The sequence below is a fragment of the Verrucosispora sp. WMMA2044 genome, assembly GCF_027497155.1.
GTDB lineage: Bacteria > Actinomycetota > Actinomycetes > Mycobacteriales > Micromonosporaceae > Micromonospora > Micromonospora palythoicola.
On sequence record NZ_CP114913.1, the window covers coordinates 3,507,091 to 3,522,305 of the forward strand.

A 15,215-nucleotide genomic window follows, 5' to 3' on the forward strand; every position below is an offset into this window, starting at 1 on the left:
TCGGCCCTGCCGGCGCCGACCATGCCGTCGGCGGTCCGGCCCGCGTCGGCACCGCCACCGCTGGACTGGACGACCCTGGCCGACGCCTTCGAGACGGCCTGCCTGCTGCGCTGCATGCCGCCGCCGGCGACCCCCGCGCACCGGCAGGCCGGGCAGCAACCCGTCGGGCCGACCACGATCGAGTTCAACCGGGAGGAGGCGGCCCGGCGGACCCGGCAACTGCTCGGTCGCCTCGACATCCCGGTGCGGCACGAGGTGGCGGTCGGTGGGCTGCGCCGCCGGTACGAACTGCACCGGCTGCACGTCGAGCGGGAACACCGGCCGACGTACGGGGCGATCGTGGAGAACGGCTGGCGGCGCGGCCGGCGCGAACTGCTCGGCGGCCCGGTGCCGGGTGCCTCGACGGCGCGGCGGTTGTGGCGCACCCGGTTGGCCGCCGCCGCCTGGCGGGCCGCGCTGCTGGCCGGGGGTCGGCATGTCCGGCGGCACATCCTCGGGGTGCGGATCACCGACCGGGAACTCGGTGCGGTGCTGGTACGCGGCGCCGCCCTGCTTGACGTGCCGGCGCTGCTGCGGCCGAGCACCGGTTGCTTTCTGGTCAGCGTGGCGCACGGTCGGGACCGGGACCGGATCCTGCGGTACGCGGCGGAGGAGGCGGTGCAACGGCCGGTGGCCTGACCTGGCGGTCGTGTCACGGCCGCACCACGCTGCGCCCGTCCCCGGGGTTGCGCCATCGGGGTCCGGCGGCGCACAGTGCTGCCCGTGACCCGTACCCGGTATCCCGCCCGAGCCCGGTGGCGCGGTGCCCGCGTGGCGGTGGCGCTGACCGTGCTGCTGGCCCTGCCCGGCCTCGTCGGTTGCCGCGACGATCCGGGCGAACCGGTGGTCATCCGGATCGCCACCGGCAGCCCGACCGCCGTCTACCACGCCTTCGGCGCGTCACTGGCGGCCATCCTCAACCGGGAACTCCCGCAGGTGCGGGCCCAGGTGCTGGTCACCGCCGCCTCGGCGGAGAACGTGCGACTGCTCAACGCCGGGCAGGCCGAACTCGGCTTCACCCAGGCCGACGTGTTGCAGCCCGATCCGGGTCCGAATCCGCCGGTGGTGGCGGTGGCCCGGGTCTACGACGACCTGCTGCACCTGGTCACCAGCGCCGACAGCCCGGTGCGGACCCTGACCGACCTGCGCGGGCGGCGGGTCTCGGTGGGCGCGGCCGGCTCCGGTACCAAGATCACCGTGGACCGGCTGTTGACCGCGGCCGGTCTCGACGGCGCACAGGTGCGGCAGGAACAGCTCGGCCTGGACGATTCGGTGGCGGCGCTGCGCGCCGGCCGGATCGACGCCTTCTTCTTCTCCGGCGGGCTGCCGGTGCGCGCGGTCGCCCAGTTCGCCCAGGGCACCCCCACCCGCATCGTCGACCTCGGCGAGTGGACGGCACCGCTGCGGCGCGGCAACCCGGAGGTGTACGTGCCCCGCGACATTCCCCGCTCGGTGTACGGCGTCGACCCGGTCACCACCGTGGCCAACCCGAACTACCTGGTGGTGCGGGCCAACCTGCCGGAGTCGCTGGTACGCGAGGTGACCCGGCTGCTGATGGAACGCCGCTCCGAACTGGCCGCCGCGCACCCGGCGGCCGGCCGGATGAGCCCTCGCTCGGCCATCGCCACCTCACCGCTGCCGCTGCACCCCGGTGCCGTCGACTACTACCGGGCCAGCAAACCCTGACCGGGCGGATCAGGCGGACCGGGCGGGGTCGCCGAGGCGGGGGAACGGTTCGGTGGAGAAGACCACCTCCACCGGCACCTCGAAGTGCCGGGCGATCCGCAGCGCCAGATGCAGGCTCGGGCTGAACTCGCCGCGTTCCAGGTAGCCGATGGTCTGATAGTGGACGCCCAGCGCCTCGGCCAGCTGCCGGCGGGAGATCCCCCGCTCCGCCCGGAGCATGGCGATGCGGTTGTGGACCAGCTCACTCATCTCGACGGTCCATCCTCAGGTCACCCGCTGCATGGCCTTCTCGCGGCGGGCCGCCACGCTGGACCCGGACTCCCGGCGGGCCATCCGGCGCAGCACCACCGGTGCCAGCACCAGCCCGGCGACCGCCCAGCCGCCGAGCACCAGCAGCGTCTCCAGGTGCCGCCACGACTCGCCGAGCTCGACGGCGGCCATCGCCTCGGGCAGCAACGCCGACCGCATGCCGAGACCGAGCCAGTAGATCGGGAAGACCTGCGCGACCGCCTGCAACCAGCCGGGCATCGCGGTGATCGGGTAGAAGATGCCCGACGTCGCGATGAGTCCCATCATCGGCAGCATGATCAGCCCCATGTTCCGGGGGTTGGACAGCAGCGAGCCGAAGACCGCACCGACCGGCATGGTCGCCACCATGCCGACCAGCATCACCCAGGCCAGGGTCAGCCAGGCACCGATGCTGTCCAGCGCGAGGACGTCGAAGAGAAAGAGACCCGGTACGAGCAGCAGGGCGACGCTGACAAGCGTCATCCCCGAAACCAGGGTGATCTTGCTGATCAGGTAGCCGAACATGCCGTTCGGGGTGGCCTTGGCCCGCAGCAGGGTGCCGTCCTCGCGTTCCACGGTGAGGATCGACGCCATGGTGACCAGCCCGCCGAACGCCACGGTCATGCCGAGCGTGCTGGGCAGCGTCTGCGCGCCGAGCGAGAACTCGGTGCCCGGCACCTTGGCGCCCCGCAGGAAGAACATCACCACCAGCAGGACGACCGTCGGGAAGAGGTACCCCCAGAGGGTCTCCGCGTTGGTGAAGCTCTGCCGCAGTTCGATGCGGCCCCGGGACAGGCCGGCCCGGGCGGCCACGACCAGCGGGCTCATCGAGCCACCTCCTCGAACGCGCGGGTCGCGCCGTCGGCGCGGCCGGACTCGTGATCGCGTACCAACGTCATGTAGGTGTCCTCCAGGCTGGCCCGGCGCACCTCCAGGTCGGCGATGTCCTCGCCGTGCTGGGCGAACAGCTCCCGGACGAAGCCGGTCGCGTCGGCGGTGGAGTGCACGAACCGTGCCCCGCCCCGGCTCCAGCGCACCTCGGCGTCGGCGGAGATGCGGCGGGACAACTCGTCGGCGGACCCGCTGGCGATGATGCGGCCACCGGCCAGGATGAGGATCCGGTCGGCCAGCTTCTCCGCCTCGTCCAGGTCGTGGGTGGTGAGCAGGATGGTGGTGTCGTCGATGTCGGTGAGCCGGTGCACCAGGTCGTGGAACTCGCGGCGGGCGGCCGGGTCGAACCCGGCGGTCGGCTCGTCGAGGAAGAGCACCTCCGGCCGGCCGACGATGCCGATCGCCACGTCCACCCGGCGGCGTTGGCCACCCGAGAGCTGACCGACCTTCTTGTCCGCGTGCTCGGTCAGCCCGACCACCTGGATCAGCTCGTCGATGTGCCACGGCCGGCTGGTCCGCTCGGTCGAGTAGGGCGCGTAGTAGGAACCGAGGTGCGCCAGCAGTTCCCGCACCCGCCATCGGCTGTGGTCGCGCCAGGACTGGAGCACCACACCGAGCCGGGACCGCCACCGCTCGTCGCCGCGCGCCGGGTCGATCCCCAGCACCTCGACCCGGCCGCCGGAGCGCATCCGGAAGCCCTCCAGGATCTCGATGGTGGTCGTCTTGCCGGCACCGTTGGGGCCCAGCAGGGCCAGCACCTCGCCGCGTCGCGCACGGAACGACACGCCGGTGAGCACGTCGGTCGAGCCGTACCGCATCCGCAGGTCGTGCACGTCCAGGGTGACGCCCCGGTCGGTCGGCGGCCCGCTACTGGTCGGGGTCTCCGCCTCGGCGCTGACAGCCATGGACCACCACCTCCGTATGATCTGTGCGCTGAAAGATAGCACTCATACTACAACTAGCAGCAAACCTCGGTTGTCCTGCGGTGCACGGTGTTGCACTCAGGCCACTGCTGGCTGGGACGACGCCGGGTCGCTGGGTGCCGCTGGTTCGGCCTCGACGCCCGCGTCGGCGGGGTCGGCCGGCTCCGCCGGCTGCGGGAACCACAGCGCGGCGACCAGGCCGCGCGGCGAGTTCGGGTGCATGGTGAGCCGGCCGTCGGAGGCGTCGACGAGCACGGCGGCGATGGTCAGGCCCAGCCCGGCACCGTCGACGTTCTGCACCTCCGGTGCCCGCCAGAACCGTTCGGTGGCCCGACCGAGCTGGCTGCGGGTCATCCCCGGGCCGGTGTCGCGTACCTCGAGGGTCGTGCCGCCGTCGCGGGCCGCGACGGTCACCGTCACCTCGCCGCCCGCGCCGCTGAACTTCACCGCGTTGTCGATCAGCGCGTCCAGCGCCTGGTCGATGGCGGTCGGCACGGTACGGGCATAGGCCGGGCCGGAATCGGCCGCCAGCCGCAGGGTGACCGACCGGTGCCGGGCCAACGGCTCCCAGGCCGCGACCCGGGAGGCGGCCGCGGCCGTCGCGTCGACGGTGATCCGCTGGTTCTCGCGGCGCTCCGCTCGGGCCAGGGTGAGCAGCGCGTCGAGCAGCAGCGCGAGCCGGTCGGTCTCCTCCAACGCCAGCCGGTGCTCGGCGCGGCCCTGCTCGTCGGTGACGCTCGGCCCCAGCTCCTCCACCCGCAGCCGCAACGCGGTCAACGGATTGCGGAGCTGGTGGCTGGCGTGCGCGACGAACGCACGCTGCCGGTCCATCACGTCGGACACGACGTCGGCCATGTGGTTGAAGCTCGCCGCCAGGCGGCGCAGCTCCGGCGGCCCCAGCCGGTGCTGCACGCGGGCGCCGCGATCGCCCTCGGCGATCTCGTGGGTGACCGCGTCCAGCTCGGTGACCGGACGCAGCACCCAGCCGGCCAGCCCGAACGCGGTGAGCACGCAGGCCAGCACGGCCAGCAGGCCCAGCGCGGCGACAAGCGTCCACCAGGTGGCGACGGTACGCCGAACCCCGTCGGCCGGGGTCGCGGTGACCACCGCACCGAGGACCTCGCCGCCGTCGTTGATCGGCACCGCCACCACGATCGGCCCCTCGACCCACGGCCAGACCGAATCGGGTCCGCTGGCCTGCTGCCCGGACAGCGCGACGTCGAGTGCCTCGCGGGTGCCCGGGGCCGGGCGCCAGCTCGCCGAGGCCACCACCTCCCGCCGGTCCCGGTCCACCACCGCCGCACCGATGCCGTACAGCTCGTCGTAGCTGCCCAGCTCGTGGTCGAGCGGACCGGGCGTGCCGTCCCGCAACGCCGGCCCGGCCAGCGACGCGAACCGGGTGGCGTCGGCGAGCCGGTCGGCCCGCACCCGGTCGGTCTCCCGGGTGGTCAGCGTCACCGCCAGCGGCGTGCCCAGCGCCACCACCACCAGCACCATCAGCAGCAGATAGCTGATCACCAGCCGCCGTCGCACCCTGGGCTCCTCACTCGCCCCGGAGCCGGTAACCGACGCCACGGACGGTCTCCACCAGACGCGGGTCGCCGAGCTTGCCGCGCAGCGAGCCGACGTGCACCTCGACCGTGTGCCGATCGGTGAAGGTGGTGCCCCAGGCGTCGAGCAGGATCCGGTCGCGGGGCACCGCGACGCCGGGTTGCCGGGCCAGCGAGAGCAGCACGTCGAACTCCTTGCGGGTCAACGACACCGCCCGTCCGGCCACCGCCACGGTGCGGGCCGCCACGTCGATGTACACCGGCCCGACCTCGATCAGGTTGCGCTCCGGTGCCGCGTGCGCGGCCCGCCGCAGCACCGCCTCGATGCGGGCCTGGAGTTCCACCATCGAGAAGGGCTTGACCACGTAGTCGTCCGCGCCGAGCCGCAGGCCGAGCACCCGGTCCCGCTCCTCACCTCGGGCGGTCACCGCGATGATGCCGAGCTGGTTGCTGCGCCGCCGCAACTGCCGGCACAGGTCGGTGCCGTCACCGTCAGGCAGGGTGAGGTCGAGCAGCACCAGGTCGCAGGGGGCGGCGGAGAGCGCGGCCGCGACGGTGGCGGCGTGCTCCACCTCGTAGCCGCGACGGGTCAGGGCCGACGACAGCGCGGCGGCCACCCGTCGGTCGTCCTCGACCAGCAGGATGCGCACCCGGCCTCCCCGTTCGGTCTGCTAACCCGCACTAGATGGTGGCAGACGAGCGGCCGGGTGGACAGGCCCGGGCCCCGGGGGCGGTTCAGAGGCCGAAGGTCTCGTCGGAGGCGCCGTCGCGCACCCCGTCCACGAAGCCCTTGAATCCGGGATCCTCGTGGCTGGCCGGCACGGTGGCGACGACCTCGCCGGTGGCCTCGGTGACCGCGTCGATCAGCGGCGCGAAATCGATCTCGGCGTCGGCGAGGGTGTCGTCGTCGGCCTCAGCCAGGTTGATCACGTGCTGGACGTCCTCCGACGGCGTGTCGGGGTCGTCGGCCCAGTCGGCGCCGGCGCGGTAGCACTCGTCGTAGAGCGCGCGCTGGCTGTCGGTCCAGTCCTCGTGGTAGCTCTCCATGCCCATCCCCTCGCCGGCGGCCTGCCCTTCGAGCATGCCCGCCGGGGCCGTGGACCGGGCCGGTACCGGACAAAACCGGGTCAACGACGACGTGCCCGGGACGAGGGCTCGTCCCGGGCACGTCAGGTCGGTCGGTGTCAGCGGCAGAGCCGGCCGACCTCCTCGGCGAACCGGTCCATCGGGTTGGCGTCGGCCGGGCCGAGCAGATAGGTCTTCAGCTCCCGGCGGGCCTCGGTCATCGGGTCGTCACCGGCCCGGGTCACCGCCACGATCTTCTCCAGCTCCCCGCAGTCGGCGGCCAGCAGGTACGCCGCCCGGGAGGTCGGGAAGGACCGTCGGAACTCGTCCTCGGGCAGCCCGGCGGGGTTGGCCACCACGTACGGCCGCTGGCTCTGCACGAAGTCGGAGACCACGCTGGACACGTCGCTGACCAGCAGGTCGGTCTGGTTGAAGCAGTCGAACAGCGCCGGCACCCGCCCGGTGACGACCCGGTGTGCCGGACCGTCCAGGGTGCTCGCGTCGACGTCGCCACCGGCGGCGCGGATCATCGCCACGATTCGCTCGTGCACCGCCTTGGCCTGCTTGGACCGGCTGCCGGTCAGCGGGTGCGGCTTGTAGACCACCCGCACCCCCGGCCGGACCGCCAGCAGGCCGGCGATGATCCGCTCACCCATCAGCACCAGCGAGGTGTGGTACGGGTCGTCGTCGAGCCAGCCCTCCCAGGTGGGCGCGTAGAGCACGGTGAAGGGCCGCTCGACCGACTCCGAGCCGAAGGTGTGCACCCCGGCCAGCTGCGGCCGGCCGATCTCCACGATGTCGGCGTCCAGGACGCCCACCCCGGCCCGCGCGTACCGTTCGCGCCCGGCCAGCCCGGCGACCCAAACCTCGTCGTAGACCTTGCTGTACGGGTTGACGCTCGCCGCCTTGTCGCTGTCACCGTGGCCGACGAACACGTGCTTCATGCCGGGTTCACGCAGCATGTGGATGTTCGGGCCGACGTTAGCCGCGTACAGGGTGGTCCGCAGGCTGCTCTTGTCGAGATTCATGAAGTCCGGTGCGGCCGGCACGCAGATCACCGGCAGTCGGGTGGCGGCCAGCTCGAGGAACGCCTCCTTGCTGCGCATCAGCACCACCGCCGGTCGGCCGAGCGCCTCGATCGGGGCGAGCCACATGTTCGCCTGGTAGACGTCCTTGGCCGGACCGGCGAAGTACAGCGCCACCTCGGGGCGGTCGCGGTCCAGCCAGCGCTGCACGGCCGGCAGCAGCGGGCTCTGGCCCGCGCCCCGGCCACGCAGCCAGGTCACCATGACCACGCCGCCGACCAGCGCGGCCAGCCCGACGGCCACCGCGCCGGCCACGAAGACCGGTGCCGGCTCGCTCGCGGCCGCCGTGACGACCGCCCCCGGCAGCAGCAGCACGTTCACCCGGGGCAGCCGGTCGCCGACGAAACGGGTGGCCCACTCCGGCGGACGAGGTGCTGCGGACACTGGCCCCAGGTCGATGTTGCGCACCAGGGCCGAGAGGGGGTTACGCCTGTCGATCATGCGGTTGAACGCACCGGCGAAGACCGCGATCACCCAGACCGCGGCGGGCAGCAGGAGCAGCAGGGTCAGCTCCTGGTCGATCAGCGGCACCTCGGCGGCCACCAGCAGGACGGCCGACAGGTCGCGGCTGAGTTGGCGGTAGATCCGGCTGATGCCGACCTTGCCCAGCAGGTTCACCGTCGCCGGTGACCACCGCTCGACCGCGAACTCCCCCAGGACCGCCGCCAGGGCGGCGACCGCGAAGAGGCCGACCCAGCCGAGCGCGGCCGCGGCCAGCAGGATGAGATAGGACGCCACCAGCAGGGCGCCGCGCGCGGCGACCCCGACGCGTGCAGTCAACGTGCCGAACAACGAGAACGCTCCCTAAAGAGATCGATGACCGGCTGGATACGCCTCGACGGCCGCCAGCGTAGCTGCGACCTTAACGCGAATCGTCTCCGGGACAACGTCGGGGTATCCGGCACCTTTCCCCCAAACCACCGGGCCCGACAGCGGGACGAGCACCCCGGCCGGGCAGAAACCGCCCGGCCGGAGTACCGGCCCAGGTCAGGCCCGACGCAGGCAGGTGACGGCGCCGGGCTGATCGGGCACGGGTGGGGGCCGCTCGGCGAATTCGAGGTAGCCCAACCGTTGGGCTGTCCGACGGGCGAAGCGGTTGCCGCTGTAGACACAGATCGTTCCGACGTCCAGCCGCTCCAACGCTCCGGCGACCTGCTCGCGGGTCGGTCGGCCCTCGGCCGCGCCACTGTTGGCGAACCGGGTAAGCAGCAGCCGGTCCTGGGCGAACTGCGAGTCCAGGTCGTACTCCACCAGGTAGAAGTCGCGCGGCAGGACCACCCGCACCCGGGTGGTCAGCATCGGTATGGCGCGCATGGCGGTCTCCGGCGCGAGAACGAGCCCGTCCGGACGGTCGAGGGTGGTGATCCACTGCGCGATGCCCAGCCGCTGTTGCGGGATCTTCCAGACCGGTTCGGCGTGCACCTGAACCCAGCTGCGCTCGGACCACATCGGCGTGGCGTAGGTGGCGAACGAGGCAACCATCGCCCCGGCCAGCACCACGCCGACAAGCGCCCGGACGCTGCGCAGCCGGGTCGGCAACCAGACGGTGCAGAGCAGCCCGATCAGCGCCGGCAGGGCGAGCAGCCACGGCACCCGCCACAACACCACCGAGATGCCGGTCAACTCACCGAGCCACTCCAGCACCCCCGGCAGCAGCAGCACGCTGAGCGTGAGGCCGCCGCCGGCCGCGAGCAACGCCGGGGTGCGGCGGCGGGCCAGCAGCGGGCCGCACCAAAGGGCCAGGCCGGCGATCACTCCCACGATGCCGATCTGGAACGTGCGCTGGAAGGTCCGTTCGGCACCCCAGACGTTGACGTCCGCCGCGGCCTCGGTGGCGGATCCGACGAGCAACTGGGCGACGGCGACCACCCCGACCGGGTACGCGAGGGCCGCGACGCCGGCCACCAATGCCGCCTTCCACCGCCCCACCAGCAGCATCATCAGGGCCGCCCCGCCGACCAGCAGCGGCAGGATGATCGCGGCGGTGGTGGTCAGCCCGATCGCGGTGATCGACAGGGCGACGATCAGCACCAGGGCACGCCGGGAGCGCTCGTCGAACCACCGGGTCAGGTAGAGCCACATCAGCGGCACGACCGCCGAGACGAACATGCCCTTGCCCTGGTAGAGCCGGGGTAGGTGGAAGGTGCCCAGGGCGGCGTCGGGTCCGCAGACCAGGGCGAGGAAGGCCACCGCCACGGTGAAGGCGAGCACCGGGCGCCGGGGTGCCCAGCGCTGCACCAGCCGCCACAACGCCAGCACGGCGAGCACCGCCATGATCGGCAACAGCACGTACCAGGTCGCCGAGGCGGCCGGGAGGGAGAGGAGGCGGGCCAGCGCGCCCGCGAGCACCTCGACGCTGGCGACCGGGGGCTGCGAGGCCATCGGCGGCAGCACGTTCTCGCTGAACAGGAAGTCGTTGAGGGGAACCTGATCCCGCTCCGCCACCCACACCGAGCGGCCCACGTAGTAGATGTCGTCGGGAGTGTTGCGGGCCAGGTAGAGCGAGGCGACCGCGGCCCCGCCGGCGATCAGCAGCGCGTACGCCGACTGCCAGGCCCCCGGCGACGGCGCCGCCGGGGTGCTCGCCGGGGCGACCCGCCACGTCCGCCAGGTGAGCAGTACCGCGCCGACCGCCGCGACGGCACCCGCCGAGGCCGGCACCCACCAGGAGATTCCCTCGCCGGCCGGCGTGCCGGCCACCCCTGCGGTGATCGCCGCGCCGGTGCCGATCAGCAGGACCAACGCCGTCAGCAGGCGCTGCGCCACCGGCATCCGTGGGATGTTCGCGCTGTCGGTCCGCGCAACCGGGTCACGCGTGGCCGTGTCCCGCGTCCGGGCTGCGGCGGTGTCGGGCGCTCGGTCGCCACCCGGCTCCGCCGGGGCGGCCTCGTCGACGCCGTTGATGTCGGTGTCGGTGCTCCGGTCCGGCGGCGCGAGGGCAGCGTCGGGGGTGTCGCCCGTCGCCACGGTGGTGCCGGTGGGCCGGGCGGCCCGGCGACGGCGGCGCCAGCGCAGGGCGAGCCGGGTCGCCACGGCCAGCAGGGCCAGGGCCGGACCGGTCATCAGCCAGGTCCGCAGCGTCAGCGACGGGGCCAGGTCTAACAGCAGCGCCGCGTGGTAGAGCAGCGTCCAGAGGGCGAACGCGAGCACCGCACCGTCGGTCAGCACGGCGGGTATCGCGGCGAAGCCACGCCGGACACGGCCGGCCACCACCCGTACCCGACGGGGGCGGGCCGGCGTGGGGACGGTCGCCTCATCGGCCGTTGCCGGCTCGACAGCGGCGACGGCGACGGTCTGGTCGGTCATCGACACGGGCGTCCTTGTCGTCGTACGGGCGAATCCGGCGGGGCTACGCGCTCGTGCGCGGCGGTGCCCCGCACCACGATCCACACCGAGAGTAGTAGTCGTCGCGGGGCCGTCGAGTCGAGCCGACGCGCGGGGCGGCGGCCTGCCGGGGGGCCGTTCCGGACAGCCCTACCCACGGCGGCCGATGCTCAACCAGGGTCGGGCGCGGACCGTTGCCGGGGGACCGAGTCCTGGGCACCGAGCCCGGACGCCACCGACTCCACCAGTGCCTCCAGGTAGCTGTCGGTGACGGGGGTACGGGCGATGGCGATCCGCCAGTACAGCGGACCGACGATCAGATCGACGGCGACGTCCGGATCGGTGTCGGCGGGCAGTTCTCCGCGCCGCACCGCCCGGCCGATCAGCTCACCGGCGACCTCCTGCTGCCGGGCGCGCAGCACGCGTTGGAGAGTCTCGTCGATCGTCGGGTTGCGGGCCGCCTCGGCCAGCAGGTCGGGGATGATCTGCGAGGCCAGCGGGTGCCGCAACGCGTGCGCCAGGACCTGGAACAGCAGGGACAGGTCACCGCGCAGGGTGCCGGTGTCCAGCGCGGGCAGCCGACGGCCGGCGGCGGCGGCCACCACCTCCAGCACGAGATCCAGCTTCGAGTTCCAGCGCCGGTAGATCGCGGTCTTGCTGACCCCGGCGCGACGGGCCACCGCCTCGATCGAGAGCCGGCCGTACCCGACCGCGGCGAGTTCCTGCATGAGGGCGCGCCGGATGGCCGTGGTGATTTCCCCACGGAGCACCGCCGCACCGGCTGGTGTGCGTCTCTTCTCGGCCGTCACCTGGGACTCTTCTCGACTGTCACGAGGGACAGCGTAGCGCAACGACGCTACGGTTGCGTCCCGACGCATTTCGGACTACTGTCCAGCCAGCGACCGGGGGCGGCGCTCCCGCACTGACCACGCTAGATTCTCTCGTCGCGAGACATAACGCCGGCACGACAGATCGGAGCGCCAATCCCCATGGCCAACCTGCTGGCCGACCCCGACTCCGGCCTCACCCCAGCTCAGCTGGCCGCCCGACACGGGCTGCGGGTGGCCGGCGAGCGGCCCTCGATCGGCGCCTACAGCGGCCAACTGTGGCGCTACCGGCATTTCATCTCCGCGTACGCCCACGCCAAGCTGACCGCCTCGTTCAGCAACGCGCGGCTCGGGCAGCTGTGGCAGGTGCTCACCCCGCTGACCAACGCGGCGGTCTACTTCCTGATCTTCGGTCTGGTGCTCGAACAGAGCCGCAACATCCCCAACTTCATCGCCTACCTGACCACCGGGCTGTTCATCTTCAACTTCACCCAGGTCAGCGTGCAGCAGGGCACCCAGGCGATCAGCGGCAACCTCGGTCTGATCCGCGCCCTGCACTTCCCCAGGGCCTGCCTGCCGCTGGCCATCACCGCCACCCAGTTCCAGCAGCTGCTCGGCTCGATCGTGGTGCTGCTGGCCATCGTGGTCGCCACCGGTGAGCCGATCACCCTGATGTGGCTGATGCTGGTGCCGGCGGTGCTGCTCCAGACGGTCTTCAACGCCGGGTTGACCATGGTGGTGGCCCGGCTGGGCGCCAAGGCCACCGACCTGAAGCAGGTCATGCCGTTCGTCCTGCGGGCCTGGATGTACGGCTCCGGGGTGCTCTACAGCGTCAACCTGTTCGCGGAGAACCTGCCGGGCTGGGCGACCGCGGTGGTGCAGTTCAACCCGATGCTCGTCTACATCGAGCTGGCCCGCATCTCCCTGCTGGAGAACACCCACCTGCTCAACGACTCACTGCCGCTCACCTGGCTGATCGCGCTCGGTTGGGCGGCGCTCGCGGGCCTCGGCGGCTACCTCTACTTCTGGCGCGGCGAACAGGAGTACGGCCGTGGTTAACCTGGAAATGTCCAATGATGTGACGGTGACCCTCCCCCGGATCCAGGAGCGGATCCCCACCGTGGTGGTGGACGACGCGCACGTCGTCTACCGGGTGCACAAGGGCGCCGCCGGCAACACCAGCCCGGTGGCCGCCTTCAAGCGGATGGTCACCCGCACCAACGCACCGAACGTACGCGTGGTGCACGCCGTGCGCGGGGTCACCTTCACCGCGTACCGGGGCGAGGCCATCGGGCTGATCGGCACCAACGGCTCCGGCAAGTCGACCCTGCTGCGGGCCATCGCCGGACTGCTGCCGGTGGAGCAGGGCGCGGTCTACACCCAGGGGCAACCGTCCCTGCTCGGAGTGAACGCCGCCCTGCTCAACGACCTGCCGGGTGAGCGCAACGTCACGCTCGGCTGCCTGGCCATGGGCATGTCTCCGGCGGAGGTGCGGCGCAAGCTCCCGGAGATCATCGAGTTCTCCGGCATCAACCAGCGGGGGGACTTCGCCTCACTGCCGATGCGCACCTACTCCTCCGGCATGTCGGCCCGGCTGCGCTTCTCGATCGCCGCGGCGAAGCAGCACGACGTGCTGCTGATCGACGAGGCCCTGGCCACCGGGGACAAGGCGTTCCGCAAGCGCAGCGAGCAGCGGGTGCGGGAGTTGCGGGAGAGCGCCGGCACTGTGTTCCTGGTCAGCCACCAGCTCTCCTCGGTACGGGACACCTGCGAACGGACCATCTGGCTGGAATCCGGCGAAATCCGGATGGACGGCCCAACTCCTGAGGTGCTGGCGGCCTACGAGGCATTTACGAACGGCAAGTAGAGTCTGGGTGAACCAGCGGCGTCCTGGGCCGCGTTGTCCCGTTGGGGCGACGCGGCCCGCGCGTTATGGTTCACTCCGTCGCCGTGTCGGCGGAACCTTCCGTTCACGTACCCCACCACTGTCATGCACCCCCGAGAGCGAGGACCGGCAATGACGCAGGACCAGACCACCGATCCGGGTACGACGCCGGAGGGCCGGGCGCCGTGGCGACCCTCACGGACGGTGGCGGTGGTGTTGGCCGGCGGCACCGGCACCCGGTTGGGCCTAGGCATCCCCAAGCAGTTGCTCAAGATCGCCGGTAAGCCGATCATCGAGCACACCCTCGCCGTCTTCGAGGCCGCGCCCGAGATCGACGAGATCATCGTGCTGATGGCCACCGGGCACGTCGCCGAGGCGCAGAAGATCGTCGACAAGGCCGGCTTCCGCAAGGTCACCAAGGTGATCGAGGGTGGCGACACCCGCAACGCCACCACCCGCGTCGCGCTGGACGCGGTCGGTGCGGGTGACTGCAACATCCTCTTCCACGACGCGGTGCGCCCGCTGCTCAGCGGCCGCATCGTCCGCGAGTGCGTGAACGCCCTGTGGACCTACTCGGCCGTCGACGTGGCCATCCCGTCGGCCGACACGATCATCCAGGTCGACGAGAACGAGTGCATCACCGACATTCCCGTGCGGGCCACACTGCGTCGGGGTCAGACCCCGCAGGCGTTCCGCTCCGGCACCATCCGCGAGGCGTACCGCCGGGCCGAGGGCGATCCCGACTTCGCCGCCACCGACGACTGCGGCGTGGTCCTGCGCTACCTCCCGGAGACCCCGATCAAGGTGATCGACGGCTCGGACGAGAACATCAAGGTCACCCACCCGGTCGACGTGCATCTGGCCGACAAGCTGTTCCAGCTGGCCGCCGCCAAGGTGCCCCGCCTCACCGACCACCGCGCGTACAGCGAGGAGGTCTCCGGCCGGACGATCGTCGTCTTCGGCGGCAGCTACGGCATCGGTCACGACCTGACGGAGCTGGCCCGCCGCTACGGTGCCCAGGTCTTCCCGTTCAGCCGCTCAAGCACCGGCACCCACGTGGAGCGCCCCGAGGACGTCGAGGCCGCGCTGCGGACCGCCTTCGAGGCCACCGGCCGGATCGACCACGTGGTGGTCACCGCCGGGATCCTGGAGAAGGGCGCGCTCGCCGAGATGGACCAGGAGACCATCGACCGGGTGCTCCAGGTCAACTTCGTCGGCCCGGTCACCGTCGCCCGGCAGGCCCTGCCCTACCTCCAGCAGACCAAGGGCCAGCTGCTGCTCTACACCTCCAGCTCGTACACCCGTGGGCGGGCCGACTACGCGCTCTACTCGGCCACCAAGGCCGCCCTGGTCAACCTCACCCAGGCGCTGGCCGACGAGTGGGCGGAGTTCGGCGTACGGGTCAACGTCATCAACCCGGAGCGGACCGCCACCCCGATGCGGACGAAGGCCTTCGGCGCGGAGCCCGAGCACACGCTGCTCGCCGCCGAGACCGTCGCCCAGTCGTCGCTGGACGTGCTGATCTCGGATCTCACCGGCCAGGTGATCGACGTTCGCCGTCCGCCGGGCGAGGCACCGGTCGCCGTCGCCGTACCCGCACAGACCGACCGGTCGGCAAGCGCCGCCGCCGTCGGCTGACCTCCGACCCACAC

Annotated in this window: 14 protein-coding genes; 5 read left to right on the forward strand and 9 right to left on the reverse strand. The window is 72.0% G+C overall.

Going from position 1 to position 15,215, the window contains the following annotated elements; translation table 11 throughout:
• Positions 1–21: 21 nt before the first annotated feature.
• On the forward strand, positions 22–678 hold the full coding sequence (locus O3597_RS15885) for a hypothetical protein (protein WP_281604557.1): 657 nt from the start codon (positions 22–24) through the stop codon (positions 676–678).
• A gap of 84 nt (positions 679–762) precedes the next feature.
• Positions 763–1,725 carry a TAXI family TRAP transporter solute-binding subunit gene (locus tag O3597_RS15890; RefSeq protein WP_281601613.1) on the forward strand — a complete coding sequence of 321 codons (963 nt, stop codon included), beginning with the start codon at positions 763–765 and terminating at the stop codon, positions 1,723–1,725.
• Between the two features lie 9 nt (positions 1,726–1,734).
• Here the strand turns inward: O3597_RS15890 and O3597_RS15895 are convergent, their stop codons facing one another.
• The 9 genes from O3597_RS15895 to O3597_RS15935 all read right to left on the reverse strand — a co-directional run bounded on the left by O3597_RS15895 (position 1,735) and on the right by O3597_RS15935 (position 11,621).
• Entirely contained in the window at positions 1,735–1,974 is a 240-nt protein-coding gene (locus O3597_RS15895; RefSeq protein ID WP_164445340.1) for a helix-turn-helix transcriptional regulator, read from the reverse strand.
• Between the two features lie 15 nt (positions 1,975–1,989).
• Entirely contained in the window at positions 1,990–2,841 is an 852-nt protein-coding gene (locus tag O3597_RS15900) for an ABC transporter permease (RefSeq protein ID WP_281601614.1), read from the reverse strand.
• Entirely contained in the window at positions 2,838–3,722 is an 885-nt protein-coding gene (locus O3597_RS15905) for an ABC transporter ATP-binding protein (protein ID WP_281604558.1), read from the reverse strand. Before O3597_RS15905 ends, O3597_RS15900 begins: the two co-directional genes overlap by 4 nt.
• Before the next feature lie 183 nt (positions 3,723–3,905).
• Positions 3,906–5,360, reverse strand: coding sequence for a HAMP domain-containing sensor histidine kinase (locus O3597_RS15910; protein WP_164445343.1), 1,455 nt, complete (start codon positions 5,358–5,360; stop codon positions 3,906–3,908).
• Between the two features lie 10 nt (positions 5,361–5,370).
• Positions 5,371–6,027 carry a response regulator transcription factor gene (locus O3597_RS15915; RefSeq protein WP_164445344.1) on the reverse strand — a complete coding sequence of 219 codons (657 nt, stop codon included), beginning with the start codon at positions 6,025–6,027 and terminating at the stop codon, positions 5,371–5,373.
• Between the two features lie 85 nt (positions 6,028–6,112).
• Positions 6,113–6,460: a hypothetical protein gene (locus O3597_RS15920; protein WP_235944350.1), complete on the reverse strand. Its 348-nt coding sequence runs from the start codon at positions 6,458–6,460 to the stop codon at positions 6,113–6,115.
• Between the two features lie 101 nt (positions 6,461–6,561).
• Positions 6,562–8,307: a CDP-glycerol glycerophosphotransferase family protein gene (locus O3597_RS15925; protein ID WP_281601615.1), complete on the reverse strand. Its 1,746-nt coding sequence runs from the start codon at positions 8,305–8,307 to the stop codon at positions 6,562–6,564.
• A 207-nt stretch (positions 8,308–8,514) separates the two neighbouring features.
• Entirely contained in the window at positions 8,515–10,833 is a 2,319-nt protein-coding gene (locus tag O3597_RS15930) for a DUF6077 domain-containing protein (RefSeq protein ID WP_281601616.1), read from the reverse strand.
• 188 nt (positions 10,834–11,021) lie between these two features.
• The gene (locus O3597_RS15935; RefSeq protein WP_164445948.1) at positions 11,022–11,621 is read right to left on the reverse strand and encodes a TetR/AcrR family transcriptional regulator; all 600 of its coding nucleotides are present in this window, start codon (positions 11,619–11,621) and stop codon (positions 11,022–11,024) included.
• 219 nt (positions 11,622–11,840) lie between these two features.
• Here O3597_RS15935 and O3597_RS15940 point away from each other — a divergent pair, with 219 nt between their 5' ends.
• The 3 genes from O3597_RS15940 (at position 11,841) to O3597_RS15950 (ending at position 15,201) form a co-directional block, all read left to right on the forward strand.
• Complete coding sequence (locus O3597_RS15940) at positions 11,841–12,737, forward strand: ABC transporter permease (RefSeq protein WP_164445349.1); 897 nt, start codon at positions 11,841–11,843, stop codon at positions 12,735–12,737.
• 7 nt (positions 12,738–12,744) lie between these two features.
• Positions 12,745–13,545, forward strand: a complete 801-nt coding sequence (locus tag O3597_RS15945; protein WP_164445949.1) for an ABC transporter ATP-binding protein — start codon at positions 12,745–12,747, stop codon at positions 13,543–13,545.
• A gap of 150 nt (positions 13,546–13,695) precedes the next feature.
• Positions 13,696–15,201 (forward strand): bifunctional cytidylyltransferase/SDR family oxidoreductase, encoded by a 1,506-nt coding sequence (locus tag O3597_RS15950; RefSeq protein WP_164445350.1) that lies wholly within the window; start codon positions 13,696–13,698, stop codon positions 15,199–15,201.
• Positions 15,202–15,215 lie beyond the last annotated feature (14 nt).

Coding starts and splice junctions, on each gene's coding strand:
- O3597_RS15885 (WP_281604557.1), top strand. CDS start 22: ATGCCGTCGGCGGTCCGGCCCGCGTCGGCACCGCCACCGCTGGACTGG.
- O3597_RS15895 (WP_164445340.1), bottom strand. CDS start 1,974: ATGAGTGAGCTGGTCCACAACCGCATCGCCATGCTCCGGGCGGAGCGG.
- O3597_RS15900 (WP_281601614.1), bottom strand. CDS start 2,841: ATGAGCCCGCTGGTCGTGGCCGCCCGGGCCGGCCTGTCCCGGGGCCGC.
- O3597_RS15905 (WP_281604558.1), bottom strand. CDS start 3,722: ATGCGGTACGGCTCGACCGACGTGCTCACCGGCGTGTCGTTCCGTGCG.
- O3597_RS15920 (WP_235944350.1), bottom strand. CDS start 6,460: ATGCTCGAAGGGCAGGCCGCCGGCGAGGGGATGGGCATGGAGAGCTAC.
- O3597_RS15930 (WP_281601616.1), bottom strand. CDS start 10,833: ATGACCGACCAGACCGTCGCCGTCGCCGCTGTCGAGCCGGCAACGGCC.
- O3597_RS15940 (WP_164445349.1), top strand. CDS start 11,841: ATGGCCAACCTGCTGGCCGACCCCGACTCCGGCCTCACCCCAGCTCAG.
- O3597_RS15945 (WP_164445949.1), top strand. CDS start 12,745: ATGTCCAATGATGTGACGGTGACCCTCCCCCGGATCCAGGAGCGGATC.
- O3597_RS15950 (WP_164445350.1), top strand. CDS start 13,696: ATGACGCAGGACCAGACCACCGATCCGGGTACGACGCCGGAGGGCCGG.